Genomic DNA, 26,216 nt, shown 5'->3' on the forward strand with positions numbered 1-26,216 from the left:
TATCTCTCGCCACAGCACTTACAGTGCGACGGCGGATCAATCCAGGCTACCAGCTAATGTTATTGCGAGCGAGCGCTAGTGAGCGCGGTAATCTGGTCCATTAATCTTGAGATTGCTTCGTCGCTTCGCTCCTCGCAAAGACGGTTGCTACTTTCCTTAAGTTTCTAACCGCTTGACAGCCCGTCGCTTCTGCGCAAGGCTTGCGCTATGAAATGGGTTTTTTACGGTATTGTCATTGTTTTGTTTTTCGGGCCGCTGTGGGTTTTACTCACAGGCCAGGTGGACTTGAGCACGCATTGGCAGCGTGCCGATCGAAGCCGTGTGAATATCGCACCGCTGCCACAAGATCACCCGGCTGCCTTGGTGCAAGTGTATGCCGCACGTGCCTATCATTGGCGTGGCTTGTTTGCTGTGCATTTGTGGATTGCGGTCAAGCCTCAAAATGCCACTGAGTATACGATTTATCAGGTCATTGGCTGGAACCTCTATCGCCATCAGCCGGCCTTATCGGTCACTCGTGGGATGCCGGATCGTCGCTGGTTTGGTCATAAGCCCTTCATTGTTGAGCAAATTGGCGGTGAAAACGCCACAGCCGCTATTTATAAGATTGAGCAAGCCGTTGGAAGCTACCCTTATAAAAATACCTATCGAACTTGGCCTGGGCCAAATAGCAATACCTTTGTAGCGTATGTGCTACGCCGTGTGCCTGAGCTCAGTGCAGCGCTGCCTGCCACGGCAATCGGTAAAGATTATTTGGAAAACGGTAGGCTTTATGCTCAAAGCCCGAGTAATACCGGCATTCAATTTTCGCTGTTTGGTCTTTTGGGCTTTCATCTGGGCTTGGCTGAGGGCTTAGAGTTTAATGTCTTGGGTTTGAGTGCAGGTGTTGATCTTTTGCGTCCGGCCTTGAAGTTGCCCAGCATTGATCGATTGGGTGTGGGGCGATGATGACGTTTGTTGATGCCGTGCCAACTGCAGCGCAGATTCAAGCTTGTGTGGCCATTGATGCAAAGGTGCAAATTACGCCGTGGTCACTGGCGAAATTTGAATCTTCATTTGCTCAAGACTGTTTTCTATTACTCTGTGAAGGGCAGGCTGTGCTTGCGTACTGTATTTGGCGTGAGGTATTGGATGAAGCTGAACTTTTGACGATAGCGGTTCATCCTGATTATCAAGGGCAGGGCTTAGCGAAAAAATTGTTTACCGAGATGTTGAAGCGTTGCTCTCAGAAAGGTATTCAGCGCATGTTTCTGGAAGTCGTGGTGAGTAATGCGCCGGCACTCGCTTTGTACCACAGCTTGGGCTTTATTGAGCAGGGCGTGAGAAAAAACTATTATCACACCGCAAAGGGTGCTTTGGATGCGAAAGTGTTACGTCTTGAACTCAATGCTTGAACTCTTAAAATTGATCTTATTCGGTGTGATGTGTAATCGAGTGCCGGCGATGTTGACATCAATTTCTTCATCAGCGATCAGTGTGATCGTTTTGCCGTTTAAAGCCAGCGCGCTTTGAGTGTTTATCGTTAAGTTGTTTTCGGCTTCAAGTGTATAGGTTTGAGTTTGTGTGTTGATGTTGTGTGTGGAGGCTATTAGCAAGGTGTCCTCTGTGAGCTTCAGTGTGTTACTGGCGTCTGCGTTGCAAAGTTTAAAGCAAGCTTGTTCTTTAAGTGCCTGGCTTTCTTCGTCAATGCAACCGATCAGATAGGGTTGGTCAGGGTCATTGTGTAGGCAATTGACGATGCCAATGCGGTTAGCTGCTGGCTGGCTATAAAATCCTTGTTGATGGCCGCTCACTGGCATGGCGATGGGTACGGGTCGGCGAGTTTTGCGGGTATCCCATTCAAAGATCATCTCCACGGTATTGTGATGTACCGCAACAATTTTTCCGAGTGTGGCTTGTGATAAGGTGCTGGCTTGTGTTTCTCCGTGCTGCAAATCGTTTAGCGGGCAGGCGGTGATCTCGGTTTTAATGCCGAGTGTGTCTAGGCTTTGGTAATGGATGTGGGTGATCACAAGTGTTTTTTGCTCATGTGTAAAGCAAAGCCCGGGGTGCGCACGAAGGTCAAAGCTTGAGAAATAATATTTTTCAGTGTGTCTTATCCCTTGTGGGCAGGGAGAGGGGGTGTGTTTATTTCGGGCTTGTTTTAAAGCCAATTGGCAGCCTGTGGGTGTCAGGCTGAGGTTCTGTGTGGGCCAGTGATCGCTTTGCTTTTTCGCGTTGAGAGTGGGGCGATTATCCGTATGCGTATAAAAAAAGTGATAGCCGCTTTTTTGAGTGATGCGTTGAAAAAATGCTAGAGGGTTTATGTCGATTTGCGTGTGAAAATTATCGCGCAGATCGCCTTGCGTGATTTGGTCGGCTTCTTTGGGTGCGACGAGACTTAAGGCTTGTTGTAAGGTGCTGGCCTCGATGATTTGGCGATACAGTGTGTTTGGCTCGAGCATTAAAGCGGGTGTGATGATTAATTGGGTGCAGAGTGTTCGGCGCTCTGGCTGTATCATCACATCGCGCACAAAGCCTGTCAGCGAACAGCTTTGATGCTTGTGCTTGATGCTGATCGGCTGGTGTGCTTGAAAATGCTGAGTGGGAATCGAAAGCACCAGTGTAAAGCTAAAGCCATGATTGAGCGTTTGATACCCCTGAAATGTAAAATGCTCAGCATAAAAGTGTTGACCGGCGTGCTCAAGTGATAAGCTCATCGTGAACCGTTTGGAATGTCTGCCACTAAACGTAGTGAGGCGCTCAATTGTTCGAGTTGCAGCCAGGGTCTGAGCCAAGCCACCGCTTGGAAACGCCCCGGGTTGCTTTTGTCTTCCACAATATTCACACGAGCTTCAGCTAAGGGAAATTTCGATTTCAGTCGTTGCTTTACACCTGCGTTCGCATTCACATAGTTTAGTAACCACTGGTTTAGCCAGATTTCACAATCCGAGGCTTCCATAAAACTGCCGATTTTATCGCGGGCCATGATTTTAAGGTAATGCGCAATGCGAGAAGTCGCCAAAACATACGGCAGCCTTGCGGCAATGCGCTCGTTCGCAGAGGCTTCTTCGGTGTTGTAGAGTGCGGGTTTGTATAGCGTTTGTGCGCCGAAAAATACCCCGTAGTCGGTGTGCTTGTAATGGCAAAAGGGTAGGAGGCCTGCGTGACTAAGCTCAGCCTCTTGTTCGTCGGATAGGCCAACTTCAGCTGGGCAAAAGGCTTCGCCTTGTTTGCGTGGAATGATGGGAAGTCTATCAATTTTACCGCCACCTTCTCGACCGCGAATGGCTGTGGTCCAGCCAAAGCGCTGGTGCGCACGTATCATGCATTCAGCTAAGTGAAAGCTGGCATTCATCCAGCAAATATCTTGATCATTCTCGATGGTTTCATCGATGCCTTGAGTTTCTGCAGTATATTGAGGGCGTGCGATCACTCGGGGTAGTGTTAAAGTGATAAAGCGCGCGTAACGTTGCTCACGTAGACCCTGCCAGGCTGAGTGCTCAGGCCCGTTAAAAATCGGGCTGATGTGGTTGAGCTCGTTTAAGCTGCGCCAATCCTCTAGACCCAGTAAGCTGGGTTTGGCACAGGCAATGAAAGGTGCAAAGGCTTTTTCGGCAAGCTGGCCTAAATAATGCAGGCTCTGTATGTCAGGGGTTTGGTGGTCAAAGGCATAGGCGCCGATCAACACGTTAAAGGGGTGCGCGCCAGCGTGATCAAAGCCTGCAGTGTAGACTTTTTTATACAGTGTGGAGCGCTCAAGACTCACCGATCGAGCAGCTTCTTTGGATAATGCTTTTTTGCTGATATTGAATAGTTTAATGCGAATGCTCGTTGGTTGGCCTTCGTTGATGAATAGACGCTGAACACCACGGTAATTCGCCTCAAGGGATTGAAAGTCGTCATGGTGCAAAATGTCATTCACGGTGGTGTTGATTAAGGCGTTGATTTTACTCAGAGCGGCTTCTAAGCCGGAAAAGGAGGCGATGTGAGTGTGGCTTAGTGCGTGTTGTTTGCTGCTGAGTGTGTTGAGGGTTTGTTCCAGTAGAATTTGTGTGGCCTTGGCTTCAATCATCTTTTTTCTCCTGTGCGCTCAAAGCTTGGCAATGTGCGAGTATCTTACTCAGTTTTTGCTCGTCTTTGGAAGAGCGTGCGGCGGTGTCAAGCAGGCTTTGTATCTTTTGTTTGAGGGCATGTAACTTCTTTAGTTCAGGCACTTGTTTGATAATTGCCTCAGGTTCGAAGTCTGAGAGTTGCCGAAATTGAAGCTGAATATCTAATGGCGAGGCCTGATCAGACAGGGGGTGTGGAATGGATACATTCAATGAAGGCTTTAAATGTTGCATGTAGTCATTGAGCGAGTCTTCGTTCACCTCAATAAACTCACGCTCGCTGATATCGTCAACGACGGTGTGGCCAGAAAAATCGCCCATAACACCTGCGACAAAGGGCAGTTCTTGTTTGATGATGCCGTTGTCAGTTTCGACATCGTACGTGATATGTACACGCGATAGAGATGTGCTCATCGCTCCTCCAGTGGTTTTTAGTGGGAATAAAAGAAGGGTTCAATCTATCGACATTTTTTATAACTGTAAAGTTAATCACCTACCTGTTTTTCCAGGAAAAATCTTGAAGCCATTTGCAGTGTCGAATGCCGGTGAAGTTAAGCTTAATGCCGGCATATTGCCAGGTGCAGCTAGTGTTGTGTTGTGTCATTTTTCCGTGTGAAAATAAGCGAATGATGCTTTGATCACCTGTGTAATTCAAGCTGATATCGTGTTGATCAAAACGTGTGAGGGAAAGGCTGACGTTTTTGACGTGAAGCGGAAAGGTTTGGTTTGAAAATGGGCCGAAGCTATAGTGTAGGCGGTGCTGATCAAAGGCGATGGCCATCGTTTTTATTTGGTTGCTGAGGTCGATACCTGTGATCTGAATGCTTGGGGTTTTGGTATTCCATAGGCTTTGCGCGAGCTTATCAAGCGTCAAAAAATGATCATCAGGTGGTTGAAAATAGAATGAGCCATGGGTTTTTGCTGGAAGCTTTAGCTTATTTTTGAATCGCAAAAAGTGTTGTATCAGTGCCTTAAGTTTTGTGTTGGGCAAGTCGTTTTTGCTGGGTTTAAACGGGTAGTACTGTTTTCTCAGGCTTTGCAGGCTTGTTTGAAGTTTTTCCCAGCTTAATTGGTGCTGCTTAAGGCAAGCGAGGCTGATCGCTTGCCAGCGGTTAAACGTGGTTTTTTGAATAAACTGATTCACTGGAAAAGGCGCTTTTTTCGAGAGTGAGGCGAGCTTGATAAAGGGGCCGCTTTGCTCTGAGAGCGTTTTGTGTACGAGAAAGCAAGGGTTTGCTCTATCTTGCTGTGTTTTGTGTTGGGCATCGGCAAGCCTTGCTTCTTGTTGGTACAGAAATAAAAAAAGGCTTGATAGCTTGAGGTTAATGTCCGGTTTGTGGAGTGTGTACAAGCTCAAGCAGTCACGTATGGGATTCATTAAGGCTAGACCGTGTGATTGTTGAAAACGCTTTGGCCAATAATCAACGGCTTGCTCTTCCCAATATTTTTTCATGTTATCGATCGAATAGTGTTGCCCACTCAAGGCTTGGGCAATTTCAAGATTGCTTTGAAGCTCACTTTGCCAAACGTAGTAAGCTTTAGCGCTATATTTTTCAGTGTCAGGCAGGCTATTTAAACTGCTGCTATAAACGTCATCTAGCGTTAGGGTGCGTGATAGCACGCTCGATACCCAGTGCGAGTGGATTTGGCCTTCGTGGTTTGGCTGTGTGGTGTTAATCACCAAGGCTGAAAGGCTTGGGGCTTGTGGGTAATAGCGCTGAACAAAGCGCGCTAGGTTGTAGCGAAATCTCGCCTGTGTGACTCCGCTGGCTTGATTGAAATAAAGGTAGGCTAGTAAGTCGCTATAGCTAGGCTTTCTTTGTTGGAAGCTTGTCTTAAACGCCTGTTTGATGAGTGAAGCAGCGCTTTTTTTGTAGAGAGTATCGATTAAAGTTTGTGTGTTTTTAAGCGTTCGTAAGCGGCTAAGTACGGCAAAGGATTCCCAGTCTTCATTATCTTGCTTTAGTTTTACGAGTGTGGGGGTGATTTTTTGAAGCCATGTGATCGGTTGTTGCTTATCGTCCCAATCGGCGATCAGCAGCGTTTTTAGCGATGCTTCAGCTTGATGGTTTGACTTGATGTTGTTTGCCAAACTTACAACTCCAGCGCCTAGAGCAAGCAGCACAAGCATGCTTAAGCACAATTGATACAGCTGAGGCTCTTTTTGCTTTAGCCATTCTTTTAGGTATTGTCGGTGTGGTTGAGTTTTAGGCTTTGGGTTAAGTGTAATCAAGCCGCGGGTTGGCAGGCACGATGTTTCGACGATATCATCCAGATGTTTTAGTGATTCAATAACCCGCTTCTTGCTGGCGTGTAAGTAAAAGAGTGTGTGAAGTTTACGTTTAAGTTCGCCAGTATTGTTGTAGTAGAGTATTTCAGAACGAGCGATCATCGGCAGTGAGAGTTTGCGCGTGTGTAACTTTACTCGCTTTATAATGCCTGAGCCTAGTCGCTTGCAAAGTCGGTAGCTGTGTGTGATGAGTCGACGTATCAAAGAGATCATAGAATTTTCGCTTGTTGTGTGAGCTGTTTGAGCGTGTGGTTGAGACCTGGTGAGCTTACTGCAGATAAGGCAGCGATGCTTAACCATGCTGTCAGCACGATGATAAAACACAGTGCTGCAAAACGGTGAGGCTTGGCCTGTTTTAAGGTGGTCTCACGCGTTTCATCGGGAAGTAACACGTGGTGAGCTTGTTCCTGGTTTAGCTTGAGCCTCGTTAAAGGACCTTGTATACCGGCTTCAATAAATAAGGCTAGACACAAGCGTGCCAGCCGACTGAGTTGAAACCGTTTATAGTAAAGACCTGCTAAGCTTAGGCCAGGGTTGTGGTCTTGATGAAAACCGAGTGAAAAGTGGGGGTTGCTATGCCCTTGAGTTTGTAAAAGCTCGTCAAATCCTGCGCAGAGTATGGCATGGCTGTCTTTATCTATGGCTCTGCATGTTTCTAGCCAGGCTCGCACATCGTTGATGTTGATCGTGCCATCGTTGCCAAGTTGCTCAAGCCACCTCACTGTTTCGCAATAGATATCGGCATCTTTTAGTCTTGCCATACAGTGATACTCCAATCTTCTGGGGGTTTCTGTGGAAAATAGAGTGTGAGCGTGGTGGTTGCTTGCTCTGTGTCTAAATAAAACTGATACTTGCCAAGCATTGTGCTGCTAATCAGCTCAATACCCGGCAAGCCGTAGTGCACGCATTCTTTGAGCCGACTTTTTTCCTCAAGCTTTGCGTGTTTAAGTGGATCATGCTTGGTTTCTTCGTTGATGCGTAGGTAAAAAACCGCTTCTTTATCGTAATCGCTTAAGGTGACGTCAAAGTATTGCGCGTTTTGTCGCTGAAAAAGCCAGCTTTTCTCGTCGCGCATTAAAGTATGCATGCTGTGGTTGATCGCTTGGATGTAAGCCTTCAGGCTTTCAAGAATTTCTTCATGATCGTACAGGTTTTTTTGAATGGGGATATTGGCAAGCGCTGCCAGGCTTGATGCGCTGCTACGTAGCAGGCGATAGTACTCAAAAGGGTGTGAGTTTGCGTGTTCAAGTAATAAATCCAGTTGCTCCTTGTCTTTATAAAAAAAGCTCAGTGCGAGTTGCTGCTGGGTCTGTTTAATGGCATTGGGCGTTTCTTGAGGTTTTGGTGGTGGCTTAAGTGCGAGAGAGGTGATGGCTTTGTGCAGTCTTATGCAGGGTGGGCAGTACTGCGTGTTAATAAAGAAGCCTTGATCATTAATAATCTCCATTAACTTAAAGCTATTGTCTGAGCTCTCGTTTGAAAGTTGTAGCTCGATGAGACCCAGTGAAATTTCATGTTCGTCAGCGCTGTCTAAATCATTTTTAATTAGACGGCGATAGGCCTGTAATGCCTTGCTTTTATGGATGTAGAGGGTTTGTTTTGCGCTAGGCTGTAAAGAAAATGGCTTCGGCAGTGTGGCATTGTCTTGCGTATCGAAGTAGCTGCCATCTTTAAACCAGCCACTGATGCGCTCTATGATGAGTAGCCCTTCGCGCAAAGCGGCTTCGTTCACGTTCAGTGTTTCAATACCCCAGTAATACGACTCAAGCTGGCTTTGCGTTTGTCGTGTGTGGTGGCGAGTCAGTTGCTGAAAGTGTTGTGGCTTGATGAGCATGCCTTCAAGCCATAAAGGGGGTGCGGTGTTCATAGGCGACTCCAGAAGTGGTGGGTTTTTTTGATGCTTAGACTGTCTGTATTAGCGTTGATAAATAGGGTGGGCGGTGAGGCTGTGTTAATGCTCGAAAGTTTTCGCCAGTCTGCATGATTGATGCGAGCGTAATGACCGATGACGCCAAGATAAAGCGTATTGCTTTGTAGCTTTAAGGTGAGGTTTCGTGTTTGACCGGGGCGTATTTCTATGGTGGTTTTATCCAGTAGTGCATCGCCGAGTGTATTGCTTTGTATGAGTGAGCCATAGCTTTCGTTCATAAAGCTAAAGCCGCTTTTTAATTGATAAAAGCTGATGCGCAGAGGCTTTGCTTGGCCGGCAGTAGGGTTTAAATAGCTTGCGGCTGTGATCTGTATGTTTAGTTGAGGTGCGCTCTTGGGCCATAAACTACAGGCGCACAAAAACGCACACAGTGTAACGAGACAAAGGACTCGCATGTGTCTTACCAACGTAAAAGGGGAATAAAAGATGGGGTTATTCAATCATAGCCACTTTGTGTCTGTCAAGCGTCTTTGAGTATGTGGAATATAAACCTAGGCTTGTGTTGAATTTCTCGGGGATGTGTAGCAACCGTCTTTGCGAGGAGCGTAGCGACGCGGCAATCTCCAGGTTACTTCAAAAGATTGCCGCGCTCACTGGCGTTCGCTCGCAATGACATTAGCCATAAAATGTAGCCGGGATTATCGCTACGCTCAACCCAGGCTGGATAAAACGGTTGCGAGGGTTAATGCGCTGCGTAAACCCGCAAGGCTTGGCCTTTGTGCAGAACGCTTTTGCGAGTTAGGCCGTTGAGCAACATTAGTGTTTTGCTGTTCATGCCGAATTTTTTCGCGATTTTATCGAGATAATCGCCGGACTGAACATGATAGATGGTGAGTTTGCGCGTGGAACTTGTGACCTTTTTGTGAGGCTTGCTGTCACTGTGATGTGCGTCGATGTGAGCAGAAAACGCGATATACTCATGTTGCATGGGGACTTTAATGTCCATGCCAGGCTTGATGAAGTTGTGTTGAATGTGGTTAAGCTTAACGAGCACATCAGGGTTGATGTGATATTTCACGGCGATGTCCCATACGGTGTCTCCCGATTTCACACGGTAGTGATGATACGTCGGTGCCCAATAGGTTGGGTGCTTTTTATTGTGAGGTGGCCAGATGATCAGTGATGTGCCTGGGGCTACATAGTCTGAGCGCAGGCTGTTCCAGAATTTAATTTGACGCACAGACACATGGTAATGTTTTGCGATGGTCCAAAGTGTTTCGCCTTTTTTAACGGTATGGCGTGTGATGTTCATGACACGCACACGCGTGTGGCTTTCGTTAAACAAATGTTCATTGTGCAGGACGAGCTTGCTTAAGCGGTCACTGCCGGTGGGGATAAATAGCGCTTGACCTGGGTAAATACTGTTATTGTGCAGATGGTTCACTTGCCGAATCAGTGTGACAGAGGTGTGGTAGCGCTTGGCAAAGGAATCCAGCGTGTCGCCATGGCGAACCAAGGCGCGATTCCAACTGACACGGTCTTTTACAGGTAGCTTCGCAAGCTCTCGTTTGAAGCGATCCACGTGCGTGATCGGTAAAAATAATACATGCGGGCCGCTGGGGTCCGTAGCCCAGCGATTGTAGCCTGGGTTGAGTTCTGACAGCTGATCCAGGCTTAAACCTGCCATGCTCGCAGCGCGCGAAAGATCGATTTGTGTGCCGATGTTCACTTTGGCTAGATAAGGTGCGTTTTTCACCACCGGCAATTGGATCGGGTATTCATCAGGGTGAGAGATGATGGTGGCTAAGGCCAAAAGCTTCGGCACGTAGGTTTCAGTTTCGTAAGGCAGGGATAGATACCAGAACTCGGTGGGTTTGCCGGCGCGCGCGTTGCGCTTAATGGCATCTTCTACCGTGCCTTCACCTGAGTCATAAGCTGCAATCGCCAGTAGCCAATCACCATTGAAGAATTTGCCGAGGTAAACGAAATAATTCAGTGCGGCATTGGTTGAAGCGACGACGTCGCGCCGGCCGTCATACCACCAATCGAGTCGTAAGCCAAAGCCGGAGGCGGTGCCTGGCATCATTTGCCATAAGCCCGCAGCACCACTGCCGTAGTTGGTGGCATAAGGGTCATACGCGCTTTCGACCATCGGTAAGAGGGCAAGCTCGGCTGGAAGGTGGCGCTTCTTCACTTGTTGGAAAATGTAATATAAGTAGGGCGCCGCACTTTCGGCCATTTTTTGAACATATTTCGGGTTCTTCATGAACCACTTGATTTGCCAAGCCACTGCGGCATTGCTGCTGGATTCATCGGGTAAATCAAAGCTATCGCCGAGTACCGTCCATAAATTATCGGCGTCTTTGTACTGTTTTAGGTGTGTTGGCGTGCCAAAGCCTGAGGTGTAGCTATCGCTGTAACCGGCCGCGCAGCCGCCTAGCATCAGGCAGAGTGCGAATGTGAGGATGGCTGTACTAAGCCATTTTGTCCATGTCATAAGTCGGTCAGAAATCGCTACAAAAGGGCTATTCTGCATGAGAATAAGCCGTTGGGCAACGAAAACAGATGAGAATCGATGTGGGTGGTTAGGCAGCACGTGTTCGGGTTTTCTTAGTAAGAAAGCCTTAAGCATTCTCCTGTAGTTTATTCGAAAAATAGTCGTGTGAGTGTGAATATGTCTCAAGGTGCTCAAGCGCTTTTATCGTCTGTAAAAGCGGCACTGCTTCCTTCTCTTTCAGGGTGGGAGTACAAGAGAGCAGAGGTTTTCTTTAGCCTGTGTGATCAATTAGCTCAGCGTTCCCAGCGATTTGCTGAATTTGTGGTTACATTATTAGAGCGTAAGCCAGCCATTGATAACGACAATCTGCATCGGTACTTCTTAAATCGATTTGGCCGGGTTTGGCGGACTCCTTGGCTCGACATCCTGGCAGAAAAACCAGAGTTTAGACCGCTGTTTTTGAGCTGGCTTCAACAAGCAATGGCGAAGGCTTACTATCGGTCTCGACTAAGAGAAAATACGCATTTGGCACTCGGCTTGGAGACTTTTTTGGGGCGATTAGACGATTACAATGCACGTCGCTCGCTAGTTGAGTGTGCGGCTCATTACCCCCTAGATGTGAGCAGGCTTGAACAACTTAATCGGCGTATCGGGTTGGCGTCATTCGAACCTCAGCGCCCAATCGTTGCGAGTGTCCACCCTTGCGAGACAACACCTGACTTTAGCGAAGTACCTGCTGCAGCTTTGCCTTTTTTAGAGTACAACAAAACACCTTTGCCTGGTTCAGCACAGGATTGTGTTCATGCACTTCTGCCAACTAACAGCACGGAGGCGACAGCTTTAGCGAGGCACGTGAGTTTGAGCTTATACTCTCCTGGCGCAAACAAAAACCCTGTGTTATTTGAGAAGCATCGCGAGGCCTGTAAGCGGGTGGTTGAACGACTTTATACGCGGGTGTTGAATGATCCAATCTGTTCAAAAAGTGGTGCGCCCTTCAATGAGGGGCGCATCATATTTGAATCTGCACGGTGTTTAGGTCTTGAAGAGTCTCGGGATATTGACCTGAACAGTGTTCGCTACTGTGGTGCTTTGCTTGGTGGTGTGGTGACTGATGCAGCTGATTATACTGAGGCTGAGCCTGCTCGCCCCATGACTGCTCAAGAGCGGCTGATGCTCACTAGCACCTGTGATGCGCCACCGAGTTATTTTGCTCGACTTTCAGGCGCCGGCTTATTGTTTGGCTCATCTTTCGCGAAAGAAGCGCTTTCATCGAGTTTGGCGGCCGGATTTAAGCAGGCTTCTTTCCCCAAAGCTCTTGAGATACTCATCGTCGGTCTCCTTGATCTTGCTGTTAGCCTTATTTTTTTTCAACAAATGCGTTTAAGCCAATATTTTCTCAGTCTATGTGTGAACCTACTCTTTACGTACGTTCTTTCCTCTCCGGCGCAGAGCAAAATGATGCATTCGGCTCGTGCTGTCAGTCATGCTGCGATTACCTTATATTCTGCCTACGCCGATTTTCTAGCTTTTTCTGCTGCTTTTCTAGGTGCCTTGCTGGGGCGGGCTATAGGGCCCGCGGTGGCACAAGGTGTAATCACTGTATTTAATAGGATGATAGCGCCACCGGTGGTTCTTATGGCCCAACCCCCGCAACCACCCCTAGTTGGAAGTCACAACGGTTAGGGACGTTGCCTAGCTTTTGTAGTCGTTTTTCGCCGCTCGCAATGCAGTGAAAATAGCCAATGCGTCGGTAGAGCTTGCGCCGAGCTCGCAAGCCTTTTGAATGACGCTCGCCTGATCTGTGCGCAAAAAGGGGTTAATCTTTTTTTCTAGCTCGACCGTGGTGGGCAATGTCGGTAGGTCCTTTGCTCTGAGGGCTTGGCAATGGGCGATGTGCTGTTGAATGAGCTTATTCTCAGGCTCAATAAACGTCGCAAAGGCTAGATTGCTCAGCGTGTATTCATGCGTGGGGTAGAGTTGTGTGTGTTCGGGCAGCGCTTTCAAGCGATTCAGTGAAACTCGTAACTGTTCATAACTGCCTTCAAACAATCGACCGCAGCCGGCTGAGAAGAGAGTATCACCGCAAAAAACAATCTCAGCGTTCAGATAGGCGATATGATCCAAGGTGTGGCCAGGCACTTCGATCACCTTAAACGTTTTGTTGAGAACTGAAAGGCTATCGCCTTCGAGCACGGGGTGGGTGATGCCTTTGATGTCGTGGTTATTTGGCCCATACACGGCGATACCCGGAAAAGCGCTTTGCAAAGCCAAAATGCCACCTGTGTGATCGTTGTGATGGTGCGTGATGAGAATGGCCTGAAGACTGAGTGCATGGAAGTCTAAAAAGTCAAACACCGGCTTGGCATCTCCGGGGTCCACGACGACGGCTTTGCCCTCTTGGGTCATCGCCCAGATATAATTGCCCTTAAACGCTTTGATCGCTTTGATATCCATGCCCGTACCGCCCCCAAAGATTTTCTGTTCGTGGCATTGTACCGAGCTTTATGGCAAACTTCATCCAGGGCTTATAAGGGTTTGTATGAAAAAGCGTGTGGTTCACATTGAAACGAATATTGCGCTGCGTTGTGCGTCGCAATTGAATGCGAGGCACGTCTTAGTTTTGGTGGATGAATCTGATTGGCGCTTTGTTGAGACGCCGGGTTTTCAGTGTGTGTATGCAAGTACCACAAAATCCGACGGTGTACGGCCCAGTGTTTACTGCCGTTTTGATGCCTTACCGTTTGAAGCCAATGCTTTTGACTTGGTCATTTTGCCCCACGTTTTAAAAACGCAGTGCGGTTTGCGTGAATTAATGTTGTCTGTCGATCACTGCCTCAAGCCTTCAGGGCGATGTTTGTTTTTTGGGTTTAATCGATCGGAGCAGTATGAGGCGAATGCTGTGCGGCGGGCGTTGAAAGCCAAGCATTACTTGATTCATGCTTATCGAGGCTTTGAGTTGTTGCCGTTTTTAGGCGATGCTTTGTCGAATATTCTCGATGAGGTCCTCGGGCGGTATTGCCCAGTGCTTTCAGGCGCGTATTGGCTGCTTGCCGAAAAGCGTGTGCACGGTGTGACACCACTTAAAGTTAACTTTAAAACAGTGAAGCCGCCTTTGGATGTGAAAGTCAGACCCATGGCAGGGCGATTATTCCGAGAGCAAGATGAAAGTTGAGATTTTCACAGACGGTGCGTGTCGCGGTAATCCCGGGCCGGGTGGTTTTGGGGCCTTGTTGCGTTTTGGTGATCACGAAAAACGGTTAAAAGGCTATGAAGCGGATACTACGAATAATCGTATGGAGCTCATGGCCGCAATTGCGGCACTTGAAGCCTTGACCCGACCGTGTGAAATTGATTTAACGACAGATTCACAGTACGTGCGACAAGGCATTACCGAATGGATTGTGCAGTGGAAGGCGCGAGGTTGGAAAACGGCGGCGAAAAAACCGGTGAAAAATGCCGATTTATGGCAGCGTTTGGATGCCTTGGCCAGTCAGCATGCGATCGTGTGGCACTGGGTAAAAGGGCACAGCGGCCATGCTGAAAACGAACTGGTGGATCAGCTAGCCAATGAAGCAATTGATGAGGCAATGAGATGACGCGACAAATCATTTTGGATACGGAAACCACGGGCTTAAGTTTTAAAGAGGGCCACCGAGTGATTGAGATCGGTGGCATTGAAATGATTAACCGCCGTTTAACGAATAATCATTTTCATTACTACATCAACCCTGAGCGCGAAGTCGAAGCCGAAGCGTTGGCAGTGCATGGAATCACGAACGAGTTTTTGCAAGACAAGCCTGTCTTTTCCGATGTGGCTAAAGCGTTTTTTGATTTTGTCGATGGTGCGGAATTGGTGATACATAACGCGCCGTTTGACGTCGGCTTTTTAGACTTTGAGCTTGGCCGTGTTTCAAGGCAATACCCTAAACTTGCGCAGTGCTGTACGATTTTCGATACTTTAGTCTTGGCGCGTCAGCAGCATCCGGGGCAGCGTAATAGTTTGGATGCCTTGTGTAAGCGATACGGTGTGGATAACACGGATCGTGAACTTCATGGTGCTTTGCTGGATGCTAAAATTTTAGCGCAAGTGTATTTGGCGATGACCGGTGGTCAAGTTGCTTTGTTTACTGATGGTCATAAACAGTCTCAAGGTGGTGAAAGTGCTGCAACCACCCAGCAACAAAGAACGGTCGGTGAGCTTGCTGTGGTGAATGCTACTGCGCAGGAACTTGATGAGCATGAAGCGTATTTGAAACGTTTGGAAAAAAATGGCGCCGATTTGAGCTTGTGGCATTAATCCATGCGGGCTTTCTCTGTCGTTAAAAAACTCAGTCTCGCATTTCTTGCTTATCTTTTTTTAGCATTTATTTTAAGTGCTCATCTTTGGGCGCATCCCACTCAGCAATACTTTGGTTCAGGCAAAGACCCTTTGCTGTTTATTTGGATGCTGCAATGGTCGAGCTATGCTTTTGCACATCATCTCAATCCTTTCTTTTGCCCTTTTTTGTGGTGGCCCAAGGGCGTGCATTTATTAATGACTACCAATGTGCCACTGCTAGGCCTGTTGGCGCTACCGTTGACCCATATGGTTTCGGCGGTTCTGAGTTATAATATTCTGATGGTGCTCGGCCTGGCGGTTTCTGCCTCGAGTGCATTTTTATTAAACCTTGAGCTTTCGGGTCGAGCTTGGCCTTCATGGTTTGGGGGTTTGCTCTTTGGTTTCTCGCCTTTTGCGTATGTGCACTTGGCTAATGGCCATCTTAACTGGGTCACATTGTTTTTGCCGCCTTTGTTGTTATGGTTGTTGATGCGTGATTACCGAGGTCTTATTGGGCGAGTTGCTGCGGTGATTTCGGGTGTGTTCATTGTTACTTTAGCTTTTTTGGTCAGCAAGGAATTGGTGGTTTTAAGCTTCATTGTCTTGTTTTTTCTGGGCTTGTTCTCGCCACTTTTCTTGGAAAATAGGGTGGCTTACTGGAAAACTGTCGTGACGACTGCGTGGATCACTTTCTTCAGTGCGCTTGTCCTTTCGCCTTTTGTGCTGTCGTATGTTTTTTTTAAAATGTATTATTTTCATGCGCCTGTCTCTTTTTCTTTGGATTTGGCTAATCTTCTGATTCCAACGACAATGACGGCGCTTGGGCATGGCTTTATGCCTGCGATTCACCAGATGTTTACCTCTGTGATTAGTGAAAACGCGGGCTATATGGGCTTGCCATTATTGGTGCTTGCATTGCTCGCGCTGATTGAGTCACCGACTCGCCAGAATAAGCTTGCTTGGGTCATGTTAATAGTCTGTGTTTTTCTCGCCTTTGGCCCGCGTTTGCATATTTTTGGGTTGCGTATTACTTATATGCCTTGGGCGATAATGTATAAAATGCCTTTTTTGATGTATCTTGCGCCGGCACGGTTTATGATTTTCGCCTTTTTGGCGCTATCCACGTTATTAACCGCCTTTTTCTCATTGCCTTCGTTCTCTTTTCTCTTTCGTGTGGTGATGCTTGTTTTGGTGATCATGTGTTTATGGCCCAATCCGCAGGCTATTTGGATGACCAAGCCTAAACGCTATCCCTTGCTTTTGCCGAGCGCGGTGTCGCAGCGGCTGGATTCGTCTGACAATTTTTTAGTGCTCGATGAAGACAGTACTTTGTTAGGCCATATGATGCTGTGGCGGCTTCAGCCTGGCCAGCACTTTAAATTGCTCAATGGCTATTTAGGACCCGGTGCTATTTCTTCCCCTGAGGGTGTTTTCTTTTCTTACCCTGAGTATCCCTTGAAAGTAAAAGGGGCATCATTTAGCCGTTATTTGAAGCATCATCATGCGGTTATTCTGTGTGATTCACGTGACCTGGATTTGTTTAAATCATTGCTAAGTACGGTGCCATACCGTGTTGTCTATGCTAACCATATTGCTTGGATTTACCTAGGGCGTGTCCCTAAACTCATCGCTGGGCTACAAAACAAGCCAAATCGGTAAGAATAGAGGAAGCTTTTCGTTAAATATGTCCAATATTCGCCTCAAACCTTCCTCTATTTTTCCTCGATTATCTTGTTTTTCGCACCTACCGAGAGTTCAGGGACACGCCCTAGATTAAGCGTCTAAGAGTTTAAAAGGCCTAAAAAAAGCTTGAGCTTCACTGTTGTGAATGAAGCTAATATTGTACGGGTGTTCAAAGCGGTGTGTTTTGAATTGTGTCTGCTCATTAAACGCAGCTGCTTGTTCTGCAATTTTTCCGAGCAGAATCAATTCGGGTTGTTGTGGTTTAAGTGATCCAAAAATGCATTGCATAAATCGCTGCCAGTGGCGAGCTTCTTGAGTTTTTGGTCTATCAGATAAGACCAGGCTCGCGTTCAATAATAAAAAGCCATCATTTAAGAGTTGATTAAAAAGCTCTGCCAGCGTTTGTATGAGTGAGGATTTGTCGATCCTGGCAATAGCAGCTTGACTGGTGTCATCGGGGCTTAAATACTGGTGTGCAATGAGCAGCATTTTGATCAAGTTGCGCAAAGAGGTTGCGCGATTCACCGGTTTGCTTAGTCCGGATTCACTCCATAAGGTGTCGACAGCATTGTCCCAAAAAGCATAGCCATTGGCTGATTGTGCTCTCGGATAAGGTGACTCACCCAGTAGTATGTAGCGAACGTTGGGTTTTGGTAATGAAAATGCTTTGAAGAGGTTGTTTTGCCCGGGCAGCCATTCGTTTGAAGATGCCAAGTGTTTTAAGTAAGCGGGATCTAGGGTGCGCATGGCATCGTGTAGGCTGCTGTGCCAGCTTTTGTCGACTTCGTCTAAGAAAATATTCATGCAGGTATTGTTGTTGATCGGCTATCGCGGGTCAAGTACACTCTAAGCCTCATGATTTTTGTGATGCCGTGAGGAGGCTTGATATGGATAAAGCATTGTTGAATACCTTGGTTTGCCCTGTTTGCATTCAGCCTTTGGAGTATGATGAGTCCCGCCAGACCTTAAATTGCGCTCGTGATAAGCTGGCTTACCCTATACGCGATGGTGTGCCGGTGATGCTGCTGAGTGAAGCGAAGGGAGAAGTGTAGCCTGGATTGAACGCCGAAGGCGTGATAATCCGGGGGGTTGGTTAAACCCGGGTTATCGCCAATGCCATTGCGAGCGAACGGATGGTGAGTGCGGCAATCTTGCTCATTAAGCCGGAGATTGCCACGTCGCTTCGCGCCTCGCAAAGACAGTTTCTACACAAGACGATTGCTATCCTGTCCTATGTGACTAATCTTCTTTAGACTTGCTCGTCTCAATCTGCACAAAACCTTCTGCGTTTACCGCCGGTTTTTTCGGCGCGGGTGCTACTTTGGGTTTTTGCTCTACAGGCTTGCTTGCTTCAACAGCCGGCTTGTTTTCATTCACGGGTTTTTGTGGCGTTTGTGGCGCTGGCGTTTTTACCGCTTCAACTTTGGGTGCTTGATTGGGCTCGATCGGTTTTGGCGTTGGCCTTGGCGCACGTTCAGTTTGCGGTGCTGCTGATGTGGCATTCGTCGGCGTGCTGTTTAGCTGTTCATTTTCTTCCGCGCCCCTGTTTGGATTACGGTTGCCCGAGTTACTGCGGCGGCGGTACTGATTGCTGCCTTGACCTCGCTTGTTGTTACGACGACGTGGCGTTTGCTCAGCGTTTTGGCTTTGCGGAGCGGTCGTATTATTTTTACTGTCAGTGTTTTTACTGTCAGTATTTTTGCTGTCAATGTTTTGGCGGCGGTTGTTACCGTTGCTGCTTCCACCGGTTTTATTATTGTTACGCCGATTGCTTGGATTGCGAGAGCGATTGTTGCTGGTGCCGCCGCTGCGACGTTGAGATGGGTTTCTGTTGCCGTTAGCACTGCGACGTTTTTCCGGTGTTTCTTCTTCGCCGCCGAAGATTGACTTAATGAAGCCTAGTAAGCCTGTGCTCTTTTGTGGTTGGCGCGCTTTTTTCGCCGCAGGTTTTCTGCGTGTGCCGCCTGTGGGGGCGGGTGCTTGTGGCAACACATCTTTTAAGATAGCACGCTCACGCTCAGCCGGTTTTTCAAGGTAGCTTGGTGCATCGAGTGCTTCTTCAAGTCTGATTTGGTGGCTAGGCTGCATGGTTTGTCGTTTTTCACCGCGCACACGGTTAATGTGATAATGCGGTGAGGACAAGCTTGCCGTTGGGATGATGAGCGCGTGAATTTTTTGACGCTCTTCGATATTCATGATCTCTTCGCGTTTTTCGTTGAGAATGTAGGTTGCCACATCCACTGGCACATGCGCATGAACCACTTGTGTTTGTGGTTTGGATGCGTTTTCTTCTATGCCGCGCAAGATCGTGATGGCGACTGATTCAACACTTTGAATCGTGCCGCGACCGTGGCAACGTGGGCAGGCCACTTGTGTGCTTTCAGCGAGTGCTGAGCGCAAACGTTGACGTGACATTTCAAGCATACCGAAGCGTGAGATACGGCCGAGCTGCACGCGCGCGCGATCGTGAGCTACGGCTTGGCGTAGACGGTTTTCAACGTCACGTTGATGTTGGATCGGTGTCATATCGATGAAGTCGATGACAATTAAGCCGCCCAAGTCGCGCAAACGCAATTGGCGAGCAATTTCATCGGCGGCTTCAAGGTTGGTGTGTCTGGCGGTTTCTTCGATATCCCCGCCCTTGGTCGATTGCGCGGAGTTGATATCGATTGCGATCAAAGCTTCTGTGCGATCGATCACGATAGAACCACCGGATGGTAGGCGTACTTCACGTGAGAACACTTGTTCGATTTGTGTTTCAACTTGGTGGCGGGTAAATATTGGTGTGCTGTCACTGTAAAGTTTAATGCGGCTGGCTAACTCAGGACGCACCATTTCCACGTGATTTTTGATTTTGTTGTAGAGTGTTTCTTCGTCGATCAAGACTTCGTCGATATCGTCACGCAAGTAATCGCGTAGCACGCGAATGCAGATATCGCTTTCTTGGTGAATGAGGCAAGGGGCGTCGTGGCTTTCGCTGACGTTGCTGATGGCTTGCCACAGTGAAACCAAGTAATCTAAGTCCCATTGAAGCTCTTCAACCGATTTGCCAATACCGGCGGTGCGAACAATCACGCCCATGCCTTCAGGAATCGTGACTTGGCTCAATGCGTGCTTGAGCTCATCGCGCTCTTCGCCTTCAATGCGACGAGAGATACCGCCAGCGTGTGGGTTGTTCGGAATGAGTACCAAGTAGCTGCCGGCCAAACTGATAAAGGTGCTGAGCGCAGCCCCTTTGTTGCCACGTTCTTCCTTTTCGACTTGGACTAAGATCTCTTGGCCTTCTTTCAAGACGTCTTGGATTTTTAAACGTTCAACTTCTTGGTCTTCGGTCTCGCGATACGCTTCGACCACTTCTTTGAGTGGCAGAAAGCCGTGGCGTTGTTGACCGAAGTTGATGAAGGCGGCTTCTAGGCTTGGTTCAATACGTGTGACAATACCTTTATAGATATTGGCTTTCTTTTCGCCTTGGGTGGCTTGCTCGAGGATAAGTTCTTGCAGTGAGCGACCGTCGACAACGGCAACACGGATTTCTCCTGGTTGTGCCGCGTTAAATAGCATTTTATTCATGTGTTTTAGCCCTAGTTCGGGGCAAAAACTCAAGCCATCAGAGAGGGCGTTTTTTACATTTTGGGCTTATTTTTCAAAGCGTTTTAAATTCTTCGGGGCGCTGATGCCACCGTTGTTCAATTCTTTAAAAAACCACAATGATCAGCGTCGATATCATAGTGTAGGGGCGCTGATGGGTTAAAAACTTCTCTATTAAGGCTTAATATTTTCGCCTGGTTTTTAATCATTTTCGCAATATTGCGTAGTTTTTGCGCGTCATTTCTGGCAATCGGCCGTACTTCGCGCTGGAAAACTATACCGAGAGGCGGAGGTTGGGTCAAGCAAATTCGAGTCGGTGGTCCGGTGATTGACGTAGGCTTGTATCAGCGTATGATACCCGTCCTGTTTGTAAATTGTTTGATCAAATGACGCCATCAAGCCCTGCCGTGCAGTTCATTACTGTTGATGAAAATCACGCTGATCAGCGCCTCGATAATTTTCTTCGAGCCAGGCTCGGCTACGGTTTGCCCAAATCGTATATCTATCGGATTATTCGCAAAGGCGAAGTGCGGGTCAATAAGGGCCGCGCCAAGCCCGATACTCGTTTGAAAGCAGGGGATGTTGTCCGTATCCCACCGGTGCGCTTGCCATCACCGTCCGACCCTGTCGAAGTCAAGCCTTCTCAAATCCAATTATTCAATGAGCGCGTGTTGTTTGAAAATGATGAGCTATTGGTGTTGAACAAACCGGCGGGTATGCCAGTGCACGGCGGCACGGGTTTAAGTTTTGGTGTGATTGATATTGCCCGTGCGGCAAGGCCAGAGGCTAAGTTTTTAGAGCTTGTACACCGTTTGGATAAAGGCACCTCGGGGTGTTTGTTACTCGCGAAAAAACGCGCAGCCTTGTTAGACTTGCAATCACAGCTTCAATCGGAAGCCATGACAAAAACTTACCTCGCGCTAACGCGAGGCCGCTGGATCGGCGATGAATTTCTGGTTAATGCGCCCTTGTTGAAAAACCAGCTCAGCTCTGGCGAGCGCATGGTGAAAGTATCCGGTGAGGGTAAACCCTCCAAAACTATTTTTCGTGTGAAAGAAATTTTTTCAACTGCAACATTGATGTCGGCTGAATTACTCACAGGTCGCACGCATCAAATTCGTGTGCACGCAGCGTATAAGCATCACCCTTTGGCTGGTGATGATAAGTACGGTGATGAATTTTTCAACAGCTCAATGCGCAAAGCCGGCTTAAAACGCCTGTTCTTGCATGCGTATCAATTAACGTTTAATGTGGCGGGCAACGTACAGTGTGTTGAGGCACCGCTGGATGAGACTTTGTTGTCTGTCTTAAAAACTTTGAGGTTGGAAGCATGAAGTACGATTTAATCGTCTTTGATTGGGATGGCACTTTATATGACTCGGCAGCGTTCATTGTTGAGTGTGTGCAAGCTGCGGCTAAAGGCGCGAATCTGCCGGTGCCTGCTGGCGATGAGATACGCCATCATATTGGTTTAAGTTCACAAGAAGCGATGCGTCGTTTATTTCCAAATCTTTCACCCTTTCAAGTGGCTGAATTGTATAAAGCCTATCAGGCTTACATTCAAGGTAAGCATGCGCCAACTTTATTCGAAGGCAGTGAGGCTATATTGCATGACTTGCGTGATAAAGGCTATTTGCTAGCGATTGCCACCGGCAAAGGGCGGGCGGGCTTAGATCGCGATCTGAGCGAGCTTGGCATGCAGGACTTGTTTGCGATCACGCGTTGTGCGGATGAAAGCTTTTCAAAACCACACCCGCAAATGATGCACGATATCCTCGAGGCTTTGGATGTGTCACCTGAGAGAGCGGTGATGGTCGGTGATACAGAATACGATATGGGTATGGCTAAAAATGCCGGCACAGATGCGATCGCTGTCTCCTACGGTGTCCATCATATTGATCGTTTAAAAGGCACCCATGTGGTGGCTGAAATTCATGATATTAGGGAACTGCCTAGGTGTTTGTAGGTTTACCATCAGGTATTGCGATAGAAACATCACCGTATGGCTGTGCTGCGCTGGCATTATAGGCGACTTGACCTGTAACAACGGCTGTGGCTGCATCTCTTGTTCTGTCGAGCTCAATGAATGGGACTTGCAATGCTCTGTTATTGTGTACTCTGTGGCGTGCCTGTCGAGCGTGACGGCTTAAACAGAAAGCAATGGTAAATAGGAGCAACCCAGTGGCGCCAAAGCTGCCCGTGAGTCCGCCAAGACAATAAACGGCGAGCGCCGACATGAATGGCGCGCCAAGGTTGACTGCAATCGGAGTGCACGAGGCCATTGCGCCCCCGCAAAATAAGCCGGCGCTAGTGGTTAATTGCTTTTGTAGGCTGCAGCGTCTGGTGGGATTTGGCATAGAGTAGGCATTAAGTTGTTATTATGTGGGGCTATTATAGCAAGTTTTGATTAAAAATAAACCATAACGTGCTTCATTGACAAACGGTGATTTCTCGCTACAATTGCGCCTTTGATTTTTGGCGCGCTGTGGTGGATATCCAGACATTTTGTCAATCGCAGTCTGTTCTTAAGAAAAGCTTTTCAATCAATGAGTTGGAGAGGGTTTTTGAGGGCGCCGACTTGGCAGATGCTTCATTGTATGGTGCCAGCGTGGTGCTTGAAGGGCGTGTGGACCCGGACGGTCGTCGAATAATCAAAGGGCATGTTGAGGCCTGTGTGCCACAAGTGTGCCAGCGTTGTATGCAGACATTTGCCTACACGCTAAGCTCGGACATCTGTTTGAGTCCTGTGAGCTCTGATGAGCAGGCCAAAGCGCTGCCCACATCGATAGAGCCCTGGTATTGCGAATTAAGTGATGCTTTGGATCTGAGACAGATTGTTGAGGACGAAGTGATTTTAGCACTGCCGCTCTCAGCTAGGCATGAAGAAAATGATTGCCCAGTGACAGCGCGCGAGTGGCGGTTTGGCGAACAAGCGCCTGCAAAGGAGAACCCCTTTGCAAGTCTTGCCAAATTAACACGAAAACAGTAGGAGAAAATAATGGCTGTACAACAAAATCGGAAAACACGCTCTAAACGCGGTATGCGCCGTGCACACGATAGTTTGACAGGTGAAAGCCTTTCAGTGGATTCAACATCAGGTGAAAAACACTTGCGTCACCATGTGAGCAAAAACGGTTACTACCGTGGTCGCCAAGTCGTGGACAATACGCCTGATATGGCTGAAGACGACGAATAAGCATCACTGTTTTCTCACGTGAAAAACGTAACGATCGCAGTGGACGCTATGGGCGGTGACTTTGGTGTCAAAGTCACGCTACCTGCTGTCCTGCATGCTCTCGACACTTACCCCGAACTTCATATTATTTTAGTTGGCAAAGAGCTTATTCTAAAGAGCCGTTTGCGCGGTCGTCTTAGAAAATACGGCGAGCGTTTGCGTATTCACCATGCCGATGAAGTGGTTGGCATGGATGAGCTGCCATCCAAAGCCCTGCGTGGTAAAAAGAAATCGTCCATGCGATTGGCGATTAACTTGGTGCACGAAGGTGTGGCGGGTGCTTGCGTGAGCGCAGGCAATACGGGCGCCTTGATGGCCACGGCACGTTTTGTGTTGAAAACCTTGCCAGGCGTGGATCGACCCGCGATTGTTGCGCGTATTCCTTCGGGCAATAAGCAAGGTTATGTGCGCATGCTGGATTTAGGCGCGAATGTTGATTGCACGCCTGAACATCTTCAACAGTTTGCGGTGATGGGTTCGATTTTAGCGAAAGACACTGATGATATGAAAAAGCCACGCGTGGCTTTGTTGAACATTGGCTCTGAAGAAATTAAAGGAAACGAGTTGGTTCGCCAAACGAATGATTTATTGCTTGAAACCAAGGGTATCAATTATGTGGGTTTTGTTGAAGGGAATGATATTTTTGGCGATAAAGCCGATGTGATTGTGTGCGATGGTTTCACCGGTAATGTTGTATTGAAAGTGATGGAAGGTGAGGCGAGAACGATACGTGATCAAATTCGTCGCGCGTTAACTCGCAGCTTTTTCACGAAAATCGGCGCGTTGTTTATTTTACCCGCTTTGCATGAAGTTAGAAAACGCATGAGCCCCGCGCGTTACAACGGCGCGAGCCTTTTGGGTTTGCGCGGCATCGTGATTAAAAGCCATGGCAACACGACGCCTAAAGGCTTTTTTAAGGCTATCGAACGCGCTTACGCCGAAGTGGCGCGCGATGTGCCCAAACATATTTCTAGCCGAGTGCATGAGTTGCTCGAGCTTTCCAAAAAAGTGGATGCTAGCGCCGAGGAGTAAGCTTTTATGTCTTATGCGCGCATCACAGCAACGGGCGCTTATCTGCCTGAAAAAATACTCACTAATCACGATTTAGCGGCCTTAGTCGATACAAGTCATGAATGGATTGTTGAACGCAGTGGTATTTGCGAACGCCGTATTGCTGCGAGTGGTGAAACCGTTGTGAGCATGGGCGCTATCGCTGCGGGCATGGCATTAAAAAACGCAGGGCTTGTGGCTCACGATATTGATTTGATTTTAGTTGCAACGTGTTCAGCTGAGCACGCGTTTCCATCTGCAGCCTGTGGAATTCAAGCGATTTTAGGTGCGACAAAAGCAGCAGCATTCGATATTTCAGCGGCTTGCGCCGGTTTTGTGTATGCGCTCTCAACCGCTGCACAATTTATTCAAAGCGGTGGCGTAAAAAATGTTCTCGTCATAGGCAGCGAAGTGTTGTCACGCGTGGTTGACTGGACGGATCGTACCAGCTGCGTGTTGTTCGGTGACGGCGCGGGCGCGGTCGTGTTAAGCGCCGCAGAAAAACCTGGCGTATTAGCCTATGATTTGCACGCCGACGGCAAGCTTGGGTCGATATTGAGCTTGAAACAGTTCCAGCAAGACGCAGCGATTTGTATGCAAGGTCGTGAAGTGTTTAAGCACGCGGTAACACAACTCGTACGCTCCAGTGAAAAGCTTATGAAGAAAGCCGGGCTGGATGCCGACGCGATCGACTGGGTGGTACCACATCAAGCGAACAGCCGGATCATTGACATGGTCGTATCACGCTTGGGTTTGAACCCTGAGCGAGTGGTGGTGACATTGGATAAACACGCCAACACGTCAGCCGCTTCCATTCCTTTGGCGTTGCACGAAGCTGTAAGTGATGGTCGCATACAGCCGGGCCAAACGCTGTTGTTAGAAGCGTTTGGCGGTGGTTTGGTTTGGGGCGGGCTTATCCTGCAGCTTTAGGGTCGAATATTGCTTCTGCTGGCTCTGCCTCGAAGACTTCCGCGGCTTGCGCAAAATTCACATGCCTGGCTTGTCTTGGAAAAAATTGAGGCTGGTTGGCAAAGTGGACATGCCGGGTAGGGTGAGCTGGATTTTGCATAAGGTTTCTCTTTATTTTTATTGTTTTCGCCCATATTTTACCCAGGTTTTGCTTGTGAATCAAAGTCCTCGAAAAGGCTTGACAGTGTGTAAGTCTTGATTAAAATGGCAGTCCCTAAGCGGGAATAGCTCAGTTGGTAGAGCACGACCTTGCCAAGGTCGGGGTCGCGAGTTCGAGTCTCGTTTCCCGCTCCAGGTTTTTAGAAGTAGCGGTCTAACTCCGCTATTTTTTTATGGCTGGGTGGCAGAGTGGTTATGCAGCGGCCTGCAAAGCCGTGGACGCCGGTTCGATTCCGACCCCAGCCTAATTTTTTAAGTCGTCTGCCCGGGTGGCGGAATTGGTAGACGCAAGGGACTTAAAATCCCTCGGGATAATATCCCGTGCCGGTTCGACTCCGGCCCCGGGCACCATTTTCACCTTTAAATCAGTGGGTTACGAGCGCTGTTCGTAAACATTCGCTTAACCCACCTGAAGTAACGAAGTATCGATCTCATATTTAGGTGATTCAGAGAAGCGTTGCTTGCT

The 26,216-nt window shown here is 48.1% G+C and carries 27 protein-coding genes and 3 tRNA genes; 18 read left to right on the top strand and 12 right to left on the bottom strand.

What is annotated here, in order from left to right; genetic code table 11:
* Positions 1 to 207 precede the first annotated feature (207 nt).
* Positions 208 to 948 (top strand): hypothetical protein, encoded by a 741-nt coding sequence (locus tag COV52_01030; GenBank protein PIR12001.1) that lies wholly within the window; start codon positions 208 to 210, stop codon positions 946 to 948.
* Entirely contained in the window at positions 945 to 1,394 is a 450-nt protein-coding gene (rimI, locus tag COV52_01035; GenBank protein ID PIR12002.1) for a ribosomal-protein-alanine N-acetyltransferase, read from the top strand. Before COV52_01030 ends, rimI begins: the two co-directional genes overlap by 4 nt.
* Here rimI and COV52_01040 read toward each other — a convergent pair.
* From COV52_01040 to COV52_01075, 8 genes are all read right to left on the bottom strand, one after another.
* A complete protein-coding gene (locus COV52_01040; protein ID PIR12003.1) occupies positions 1,371 to 2,699 on the bottom strand; it encodes a hypothetical protein in 1,329 nt (442 codons plus the stop codon). The two genes, rimI and COV52_01040, sit on opposite strands and share 24 nt — an antisense overlap.
* A complete protein-coding gene (locus COV52_01045) occupies positions 2,696 to 4,054 on the bottom strand; it encodes a type VI secretion system contractile sheath large subunit (protein ID PIR12004.1) in 1,359 nt (452 codons plus the stop codon). The genes COV52_01040 and COV52_01045 overlap by 4 nt, the downstream gene beginning before the upstream one ends.
* Positions 4,047 to 4,505: a type VI secretion system contractile sheath small subunit gene (locus tag COV52_01050; GenBank protein PIR12005.1), complete on the bottom strand. Its 459-nt coding sequence runs from the start codon at positions 4,503 to 4,505 to the stop codon at positions 4,047 to 4,049. Before COV52_01050 ends, COV52_01045 begins: the two co-directional genes overlap by 8 nt.
* Positions 4,506 to 4,584: 79 nt before the next feature.
* Complete coding sequence (locus COV52_01055; protein PIR12006.1) at positions 4,585 to 6,594, bottom strand: hypothetical protein; 2,010 nt, start codon at positions 6,592 to 6,594, stop codon at positions 4,585 to 4,587.
* Positions 6,591 to 7,142, bottom strand: coding sequence for a hypothetical protein (locus COV52_01060; GenBank protein ID PIR12007.1), 552 nt, complete (start codon positions 7,140 to 7,142; stop codon positions 6,591 to 6,593). The genes COV52_01055 and COV52_01060 overlap by 4 nt, the downstream gene beginning before the upstream one ends.
* Positions 7,130 to 8,248: a hypothetical protein gene (locus tag COV52_01065; GenBank protein PIR12008.1), complete on the bottom strand. Its 1,119-nt coding sequence runs from the start codon at positions 8,246 to 8,248 to the stop codon at positions 7,130 to 7,132. Before COV52_01065 ends, COV52_01060 begins: the two co-directional genes overlap by 13 nt.
* Entirely contained in the window at positions 8,245 to 8,706 is a 462-nt protein-coding gene (locus COV52_01070; protein ID PIR12009.1) for a type VI secretion system lipoprotein TssJ, read from the bottom strand. Before COV52_01070 ends, COV52_01065 begins: the two co-directional genes overlap by 4 nt.
* A 287-nt stretch (positions 8,707 to 8,993) precedes the next feature.
* Positions 8,994 to 10,883 (bottom strand): lytic transglycosylase, encoded by a 1,890-nt coding sequence (locus COV52_01075; GenBank protein PIR12010.1) that lies wholly within the window; start codon positions 10,881 to 10,883, stop codon positions 8,994 to 8,996.
* Between the two features lie 42 nt (positions 10,884 to 10,925).
* On the opposite strand from COV52_01075, the gene COV52_01080 reads away from it, so the two are divergent.
* A complete protein-coding gene (locus COV52_01080; protein PIR12011.1) occupies positions 10,926 to 12,431 on the top strand; it encodes a hypothetical protein in 1,506 nt (501 codons plus the stop codon).
* A 9-nt stretch (positions 12,432 to 12,440) separates the two neighbouring features.
* Here the strand turns inward: COV52_01080 and gloB are convergent, their stop codons facing one another.
* Complete coding sequence (gloB, locus tag COV52_01085; protein PIR12012.1) at positions 12,441 to 13,202, bottom strand: hydroxyacylglutathione hydrolase; 762 nt, start codon at positions 13,200 to 13,202, stop codon at positions 12,441 to 12,443.
* 85 nt (positions 13,203 to 13,287) lie between these two features.
* Here gloB and COV52_01090 point away from each other — a divergent pair, with 85 nt between their 5' ends.
* From COV52_01090 to COV52_01105, 4 genes are read left to right on the top strand one after another with little or no spacing between them, the layout of a single operon-like run.
* The gene (locus COV52_01090) at positions 13,288 to 13,920 is read left to right on the top strand and encodes a hypothetical protein (GenBank protein PIR12013.1); all 633 of its coding nucleotides are present in this window, start codon (positions 13,288 to 13,290) and stop codon (positions 13,918 to 13,920) included.
* On the top strand, positions 13,910 to 14,344 hold the full coding sequence (locus COV52_01095; protein PIR12014.1) for a ribonuclease HI: 435 nt from the start codon (positions 13,910 to 13,912) through the stop codon (positions 14,342 to 14,344). Before COV52_01090 ends, COV52_01095 begins: the two co-directional genes overlap by 11 nt.
* Positions 14,341 to 15,045, top strand: coding sequence for a DNA polymerase III subunit epsilon (locus COV52_01100; GenBank protein ID PIR12015.1), 705 nt, complete (start codon positions 14,341 to 14,343; stop codon positions 15,043 to 15,045). The genes COV52_01095 and COV52_01100 overlap by 4 nt, the downstream gene beginning before the upstream one ends.
* Positions 15,046 to 15,048: 3 nt before the next feature.
* On the top strand, positions 15,049 to 16,725 hold the full coding sequence (locus COV52_01105; protein ID PIR12016.1) for a hypothetical protein: 1,677 nt from the start codon (positions 15,049 to 15,051) through the stop codon (positions 16,723 to 16,725).
* A 114-nt stretch (positions 16,726 to 16,839) separates the two neighbouring features.
* Here COV52_01105 and COV52_01110 read toward each other — a convergent pair whose 3' ends face one another.
* Positions 16,840 to 17,553: a uracil-DNA glycosylase gene (locus COV52_01110; protein ID PIR12017.1), complete on the bottom strand. Its 714-nt coding sequence runs from the start codon at positions 17,551 to 17,553 to the stop codon at positions 16,840 to 16,842.
* Between the two features lie 83 nt (positions 17,554 to 17,636).
* Between COV52_01110 and COV52_01115 the strand changes: the two genes are divergently transcribed.
* Positions 17,637 to 17,801, top strand: a complete 165-nt coding sequence (locus COV52_01115) for a hypothetical protein (GenBank protein PIR12018.1) — start codon at positions 17,637 to 17,639, stop codon at positions 17,799 to 17,801.
* Positions 17,802 to 17,988: 187 nt separating this feature from the next.
* Here the strand turns inward: COV52_01115 and COV52_01120 are convergent, their stop codons facing one another.
* Positions 17,989 to 20,319 carry a ribonuclease E/G gene (locus COV52_01120; GenBank protein ID PIR12019.1) on the bottom strand — a complete coding sequence of 777 codons (2,331 nt, stop codon included), beginning with the start codon at positions 20,317 to 20,319 and terminating at the stop codon, positions 17,989 to 17,991.
* Between COV52_01120 and COV52_01125 the strand changes: the two genes are divergently transcribed.
* The 3 genes from COV52_01125 to COV52_01135 all read left to right on the top strand — a co-directional run bounded on the left by COV52_01125 (position 20,318) and on the right by COV52_01135 (position 22,303).
* Positions 20,318 to 20,500, top strand: coding sequence for a hypothetical protein (locus COV52_01125; protein ID PIR12020.1), 183 nt, complete (start codon positions 20,318 to 20,320; stop codon positions 20,498 to 20,500). The genes COV52_01120 and COV52_01125 overlap by 2 nt on opposite strands.
* A 223-nt stretch (positions 20,501 to 20,723) precedes the next feature.
* The gene (locus tag COV52_01130; protein PIR12021.1) at positions 20,724 to 21,671 is read left to right on the top strand and encodes a 23S rRNA pseudouridine(955/2504/2580) synthase RluC; all 948 of its coding nucleotides are present in this window, start codon (positions 20,724 to 20,726) and stop codon (positions 21,669 to 21,671) included.
* The gene (locus COV52_01135) at positions 21,668 to 22,303 is read left to right on the top strand and encodes an HAD family hydrolase (protein PIR12022.1); all 636 of its coding nucleotides are present in this window, start codon (positions 21,668 to 21,670) and stop codon (positions 22,301 to 22,303) included. Before COV52_01130 ends, COV52_01135 begins: the two co-directional genes overlap by 4 nt.
* Here the strand turns inward: COV52_01135 and COV52_01140 are convergent.
* Positions 22,290 to 22,694 (bottom strand): hypothetical protein, encoded by a 405-nt coding sequence (locus COV52_01140; protein PIR12023.1) that lies wholly within the window; start codon positions 22,692 to 22,694, stop codon positions 22,290 to 22,292. The two genes, COV52_01135 and COV52_01140, sit on opposite strands and share 14 nt — an antisense overlap.
* Positions 22,695 to 22,780: 86 nt before the next feature.
* Between COV52_01140 and COV52_01145 the strand changes: the two genes are divergently transcribed.
* From COV52_01145 to COV52_01175, 7 genes are all read left to right on the top strand, one after another.
* A complete protein-coding gene (locus COV52_01145) occupies positions 22,781 to 23,326 on the top strand; it encodes a hypothetical protein (protein ID PIR12024.1) in 546 nt (181 codons plus the stop codon).
* Between the two features lie 9 nt (positions 23,327 to 23,335).
* A complete protein-coding gene (locus COV52_01150; protein PIR12025.1) occupies positions 23,336 to 23,533 on the top strand; it encodes a 50S ribosomal protein L32 in 198 nt (65 codons plus the stop codon).
* 18 nt (positions 23,534 to 23,551) lie between these two features.
* Positions 23,552 to 24,604, top strand: a complete 1,053-nt coding sequence (locus COV52_01155) for a phosphate acyltransferase (protein ID PIR12026.1) — start codon at positions 23,552 to 23,554, stop codon at positions 24,602 to 24,604.
* A gap of 6 nt (positions 24,605 to 24,610) precedes the next feature.
* The gene (locus tag COV52_01160) at positions 24,611 to 25,552 is read left to right on the top strand and encodes a 3-oxoacyl-ACP synthase (GenBank protein ID PIR12027.1); all 942 of its coding nucleotides are present in this window, start codon (positions 24,611 to 24,613) and stop codon (positions 25,550 to 25,552) included.
* Positions 25,553 to 25,809: 257 nt separating this feature from the next.
* Positions 25,810 to 25,885, top strand: a tRNA-Gly gene (locus COV52_01165).
* Between the two features lie 40 nt (positions 25,886 to 25,925).
* Positions 25,926 to 25,996, top strand: a tRNA-Cys gene (locus COV52_01170).
* A 17-nt stretch (positions 25,997 to 26,013) separates the two neighbouring features.
* Positions 26,014 to 26,101 (top strand) — tRNA-Leu (locus COV52_01175).
* Positions 26,102 to 26,216 lie beyond the last annotated feature (115 nt).

It is taken from the genome of Gammaproteobacteria bacterium CG11_big_fil_rev_8_21_14_0_20_46_22, assembly GCA_002796245.1.
Classification (GTDB): Bacteria; Pseudomonadota; Gammaproteobacteria; order UBA12402; family UBA12402; genus 1-14-0-20-46-22.

Bases quoted from the DNA above. Each gene is read 5' to 3' on its own strand.
- COV52_01030 (PIR12001.1), top strand. From the start codon at position 208: ATGAAATGGGTTTTTTACGGTATTGTCATTGTTTTGTTTTTCGGGCCG.
- rimI (PIR12002.1), top strand. From the start codon at position 945: ATGATGACGTTTGTTGATGCCGTGCCAACTGCAGCGCAGATTCAAGCT.
- COV52_01040 (PIR12003.1), bottom strand. From the start codon at position 2,699: ATGAGCTTATCACTTGAGCACGCCGGTCAACACTTTTATGCTGAGCAT.
- COV52_01045 (PIR12004.1), bottom strand. From the start codon at position 4,054: ATGATTGAAGCCAAGGCCACACAAATTCTACTGGAACAAACCCTCAAC.
- COV52_01050 (PIR12005.1), bottom strand. From the start codon at position 4,505: ATGAGCACATCTCTATCGCGTGTACATATCACGTACGATGTCGAAACT.
- COV52_01055 (PIR12006.1), bottom strand. From the start codon at position 6,594: ATGATCTCTTTGATACGTCGACTCATCACACACAGCTACCGACTTTGC.
- COV52_01060 (PIR12007.1), bottom strand. From the start codon at position 7,142: ATGGCAAGACTAAAAGATGCCGATATCTATTGCGAAACAGTGAGGTGG.
- COV52_01065 (PIR12008.1), bottom strand. From the start codon at position 8,248: ATGAACACCGCACCCCCTTTATGGCTTGAAGGCATGCTCATCAAGCCA.
- COV52_01070 (PIR12009.1), bottom strand. From the start codon at position 8,706: ATGCGAGTCCTTTGTCTCGTTACACTGTGTGCGTTTTTGTGCGCCTGT.
- COV52_01075 (PIR12010.1), bottom strand. From the start codon at position 10,883: ATGCTTAAGGCTTTCTTACTAAGAAAACCCGAACACGTGCTGCCTAAC.
- COV52_01080 (PIR12011.1), top strand. From the start codon at position 10,926: ATGTCTCAAGGTGCTCAAGCGCTTTTATCGTCTGTAAAAGCGGCACTG.
- gloB (PIR12012.1), bottom strand. From the start codon at position 13,202: ATGGATATCAAAGCGATCAAAGCGTTTAAGGGCAATTATATCTGGGCG.
- COV52_01090 (PIR12013.1), top strand. From the start codon at position 13,288: ATGAAAAAGCGTGTGGTTCACATTGAAACGAATATTGCGCTGCGTTGT.
- COV52_01095 (PIR12014.1), top strand. From the start codon at position 13,910: ATGAAAGTTGAGATTTTCACAGACGGTGCGTGTCGCGGTAATCCCGGG.
- COV52_01100 (PIR12015.1), top strand. From the start codon at position 14,341: ATGACGCGACAAATCATTTTGGATACGGAAACCACGGGCTTAAGTTTT.
- COV52_01105 (PIR12016.1), top strand. From the start codon at position 15,049: ATGCGGGCTTTCTCTGTCGTTAAAAAACTCAGTCTCGCATTTCTTGCT.
- COV52_01110 (PIR12017.1), bottom strand. From the start codon at position 17,553: ATGAATATTTTCTTAGACGAAGTCGACAAAAGCTGGCACAGCAGCCTA.
- COV52_01115 (PIR12018.1), top strand. From the start codon at position 17,637: ATGGATAAAGCATTGTTGAATACCTTGGTTTGCCCTGTTTGCATTCAG.
- COV52_01125 (PIR12020.1), top strand. From the start codon at position 20,318: ATGTGTTTTAGCCCTAGTTCGGGGCAAAAACTCAAGCCATCAGAGAGG.
- COV52_01120 (PIR12019.1), bottom strand. From the start codon at position 20,319: ATGAATAAAATGCTATTTAACGCGGCACAACCAGGAGAAATCCGTGTT.
- COV52_01130 (PIR12021.1), top strand. From the start codon at position 20,724: ATGACGCCATCAAGCCCTGCCGTGCAGTTCATTACTGTTGATGAAAAT.
- COV52_01135 (PIR12022.1), top strand. From the start codon at position 21,668: ATGAAGTACGATTTAATCGTCTTTGATTGGGATGGCACTTTATATGAC.
- COV52_01140 (PIR12023.1), bottom strand. From the start codon at position 22,694: ATGCCAAATCCCACCAGACGCTGCAGCCTACAAAAGCAATTAACCACT.
- COV52_01150 (PIR12025.1), top strand. From the start codon at position 23,336: ATGGCTGTACAACAAAATCGGAAAACACGCTCTAAACGCGGTATGCGC.
- COV52_01160 (PIR12027.1), top strand. From the start codon at position 24,611: ATGTCTTATGCGCGCATCACAGCAACGGGCGCTTATCTGCCTGAAAAA.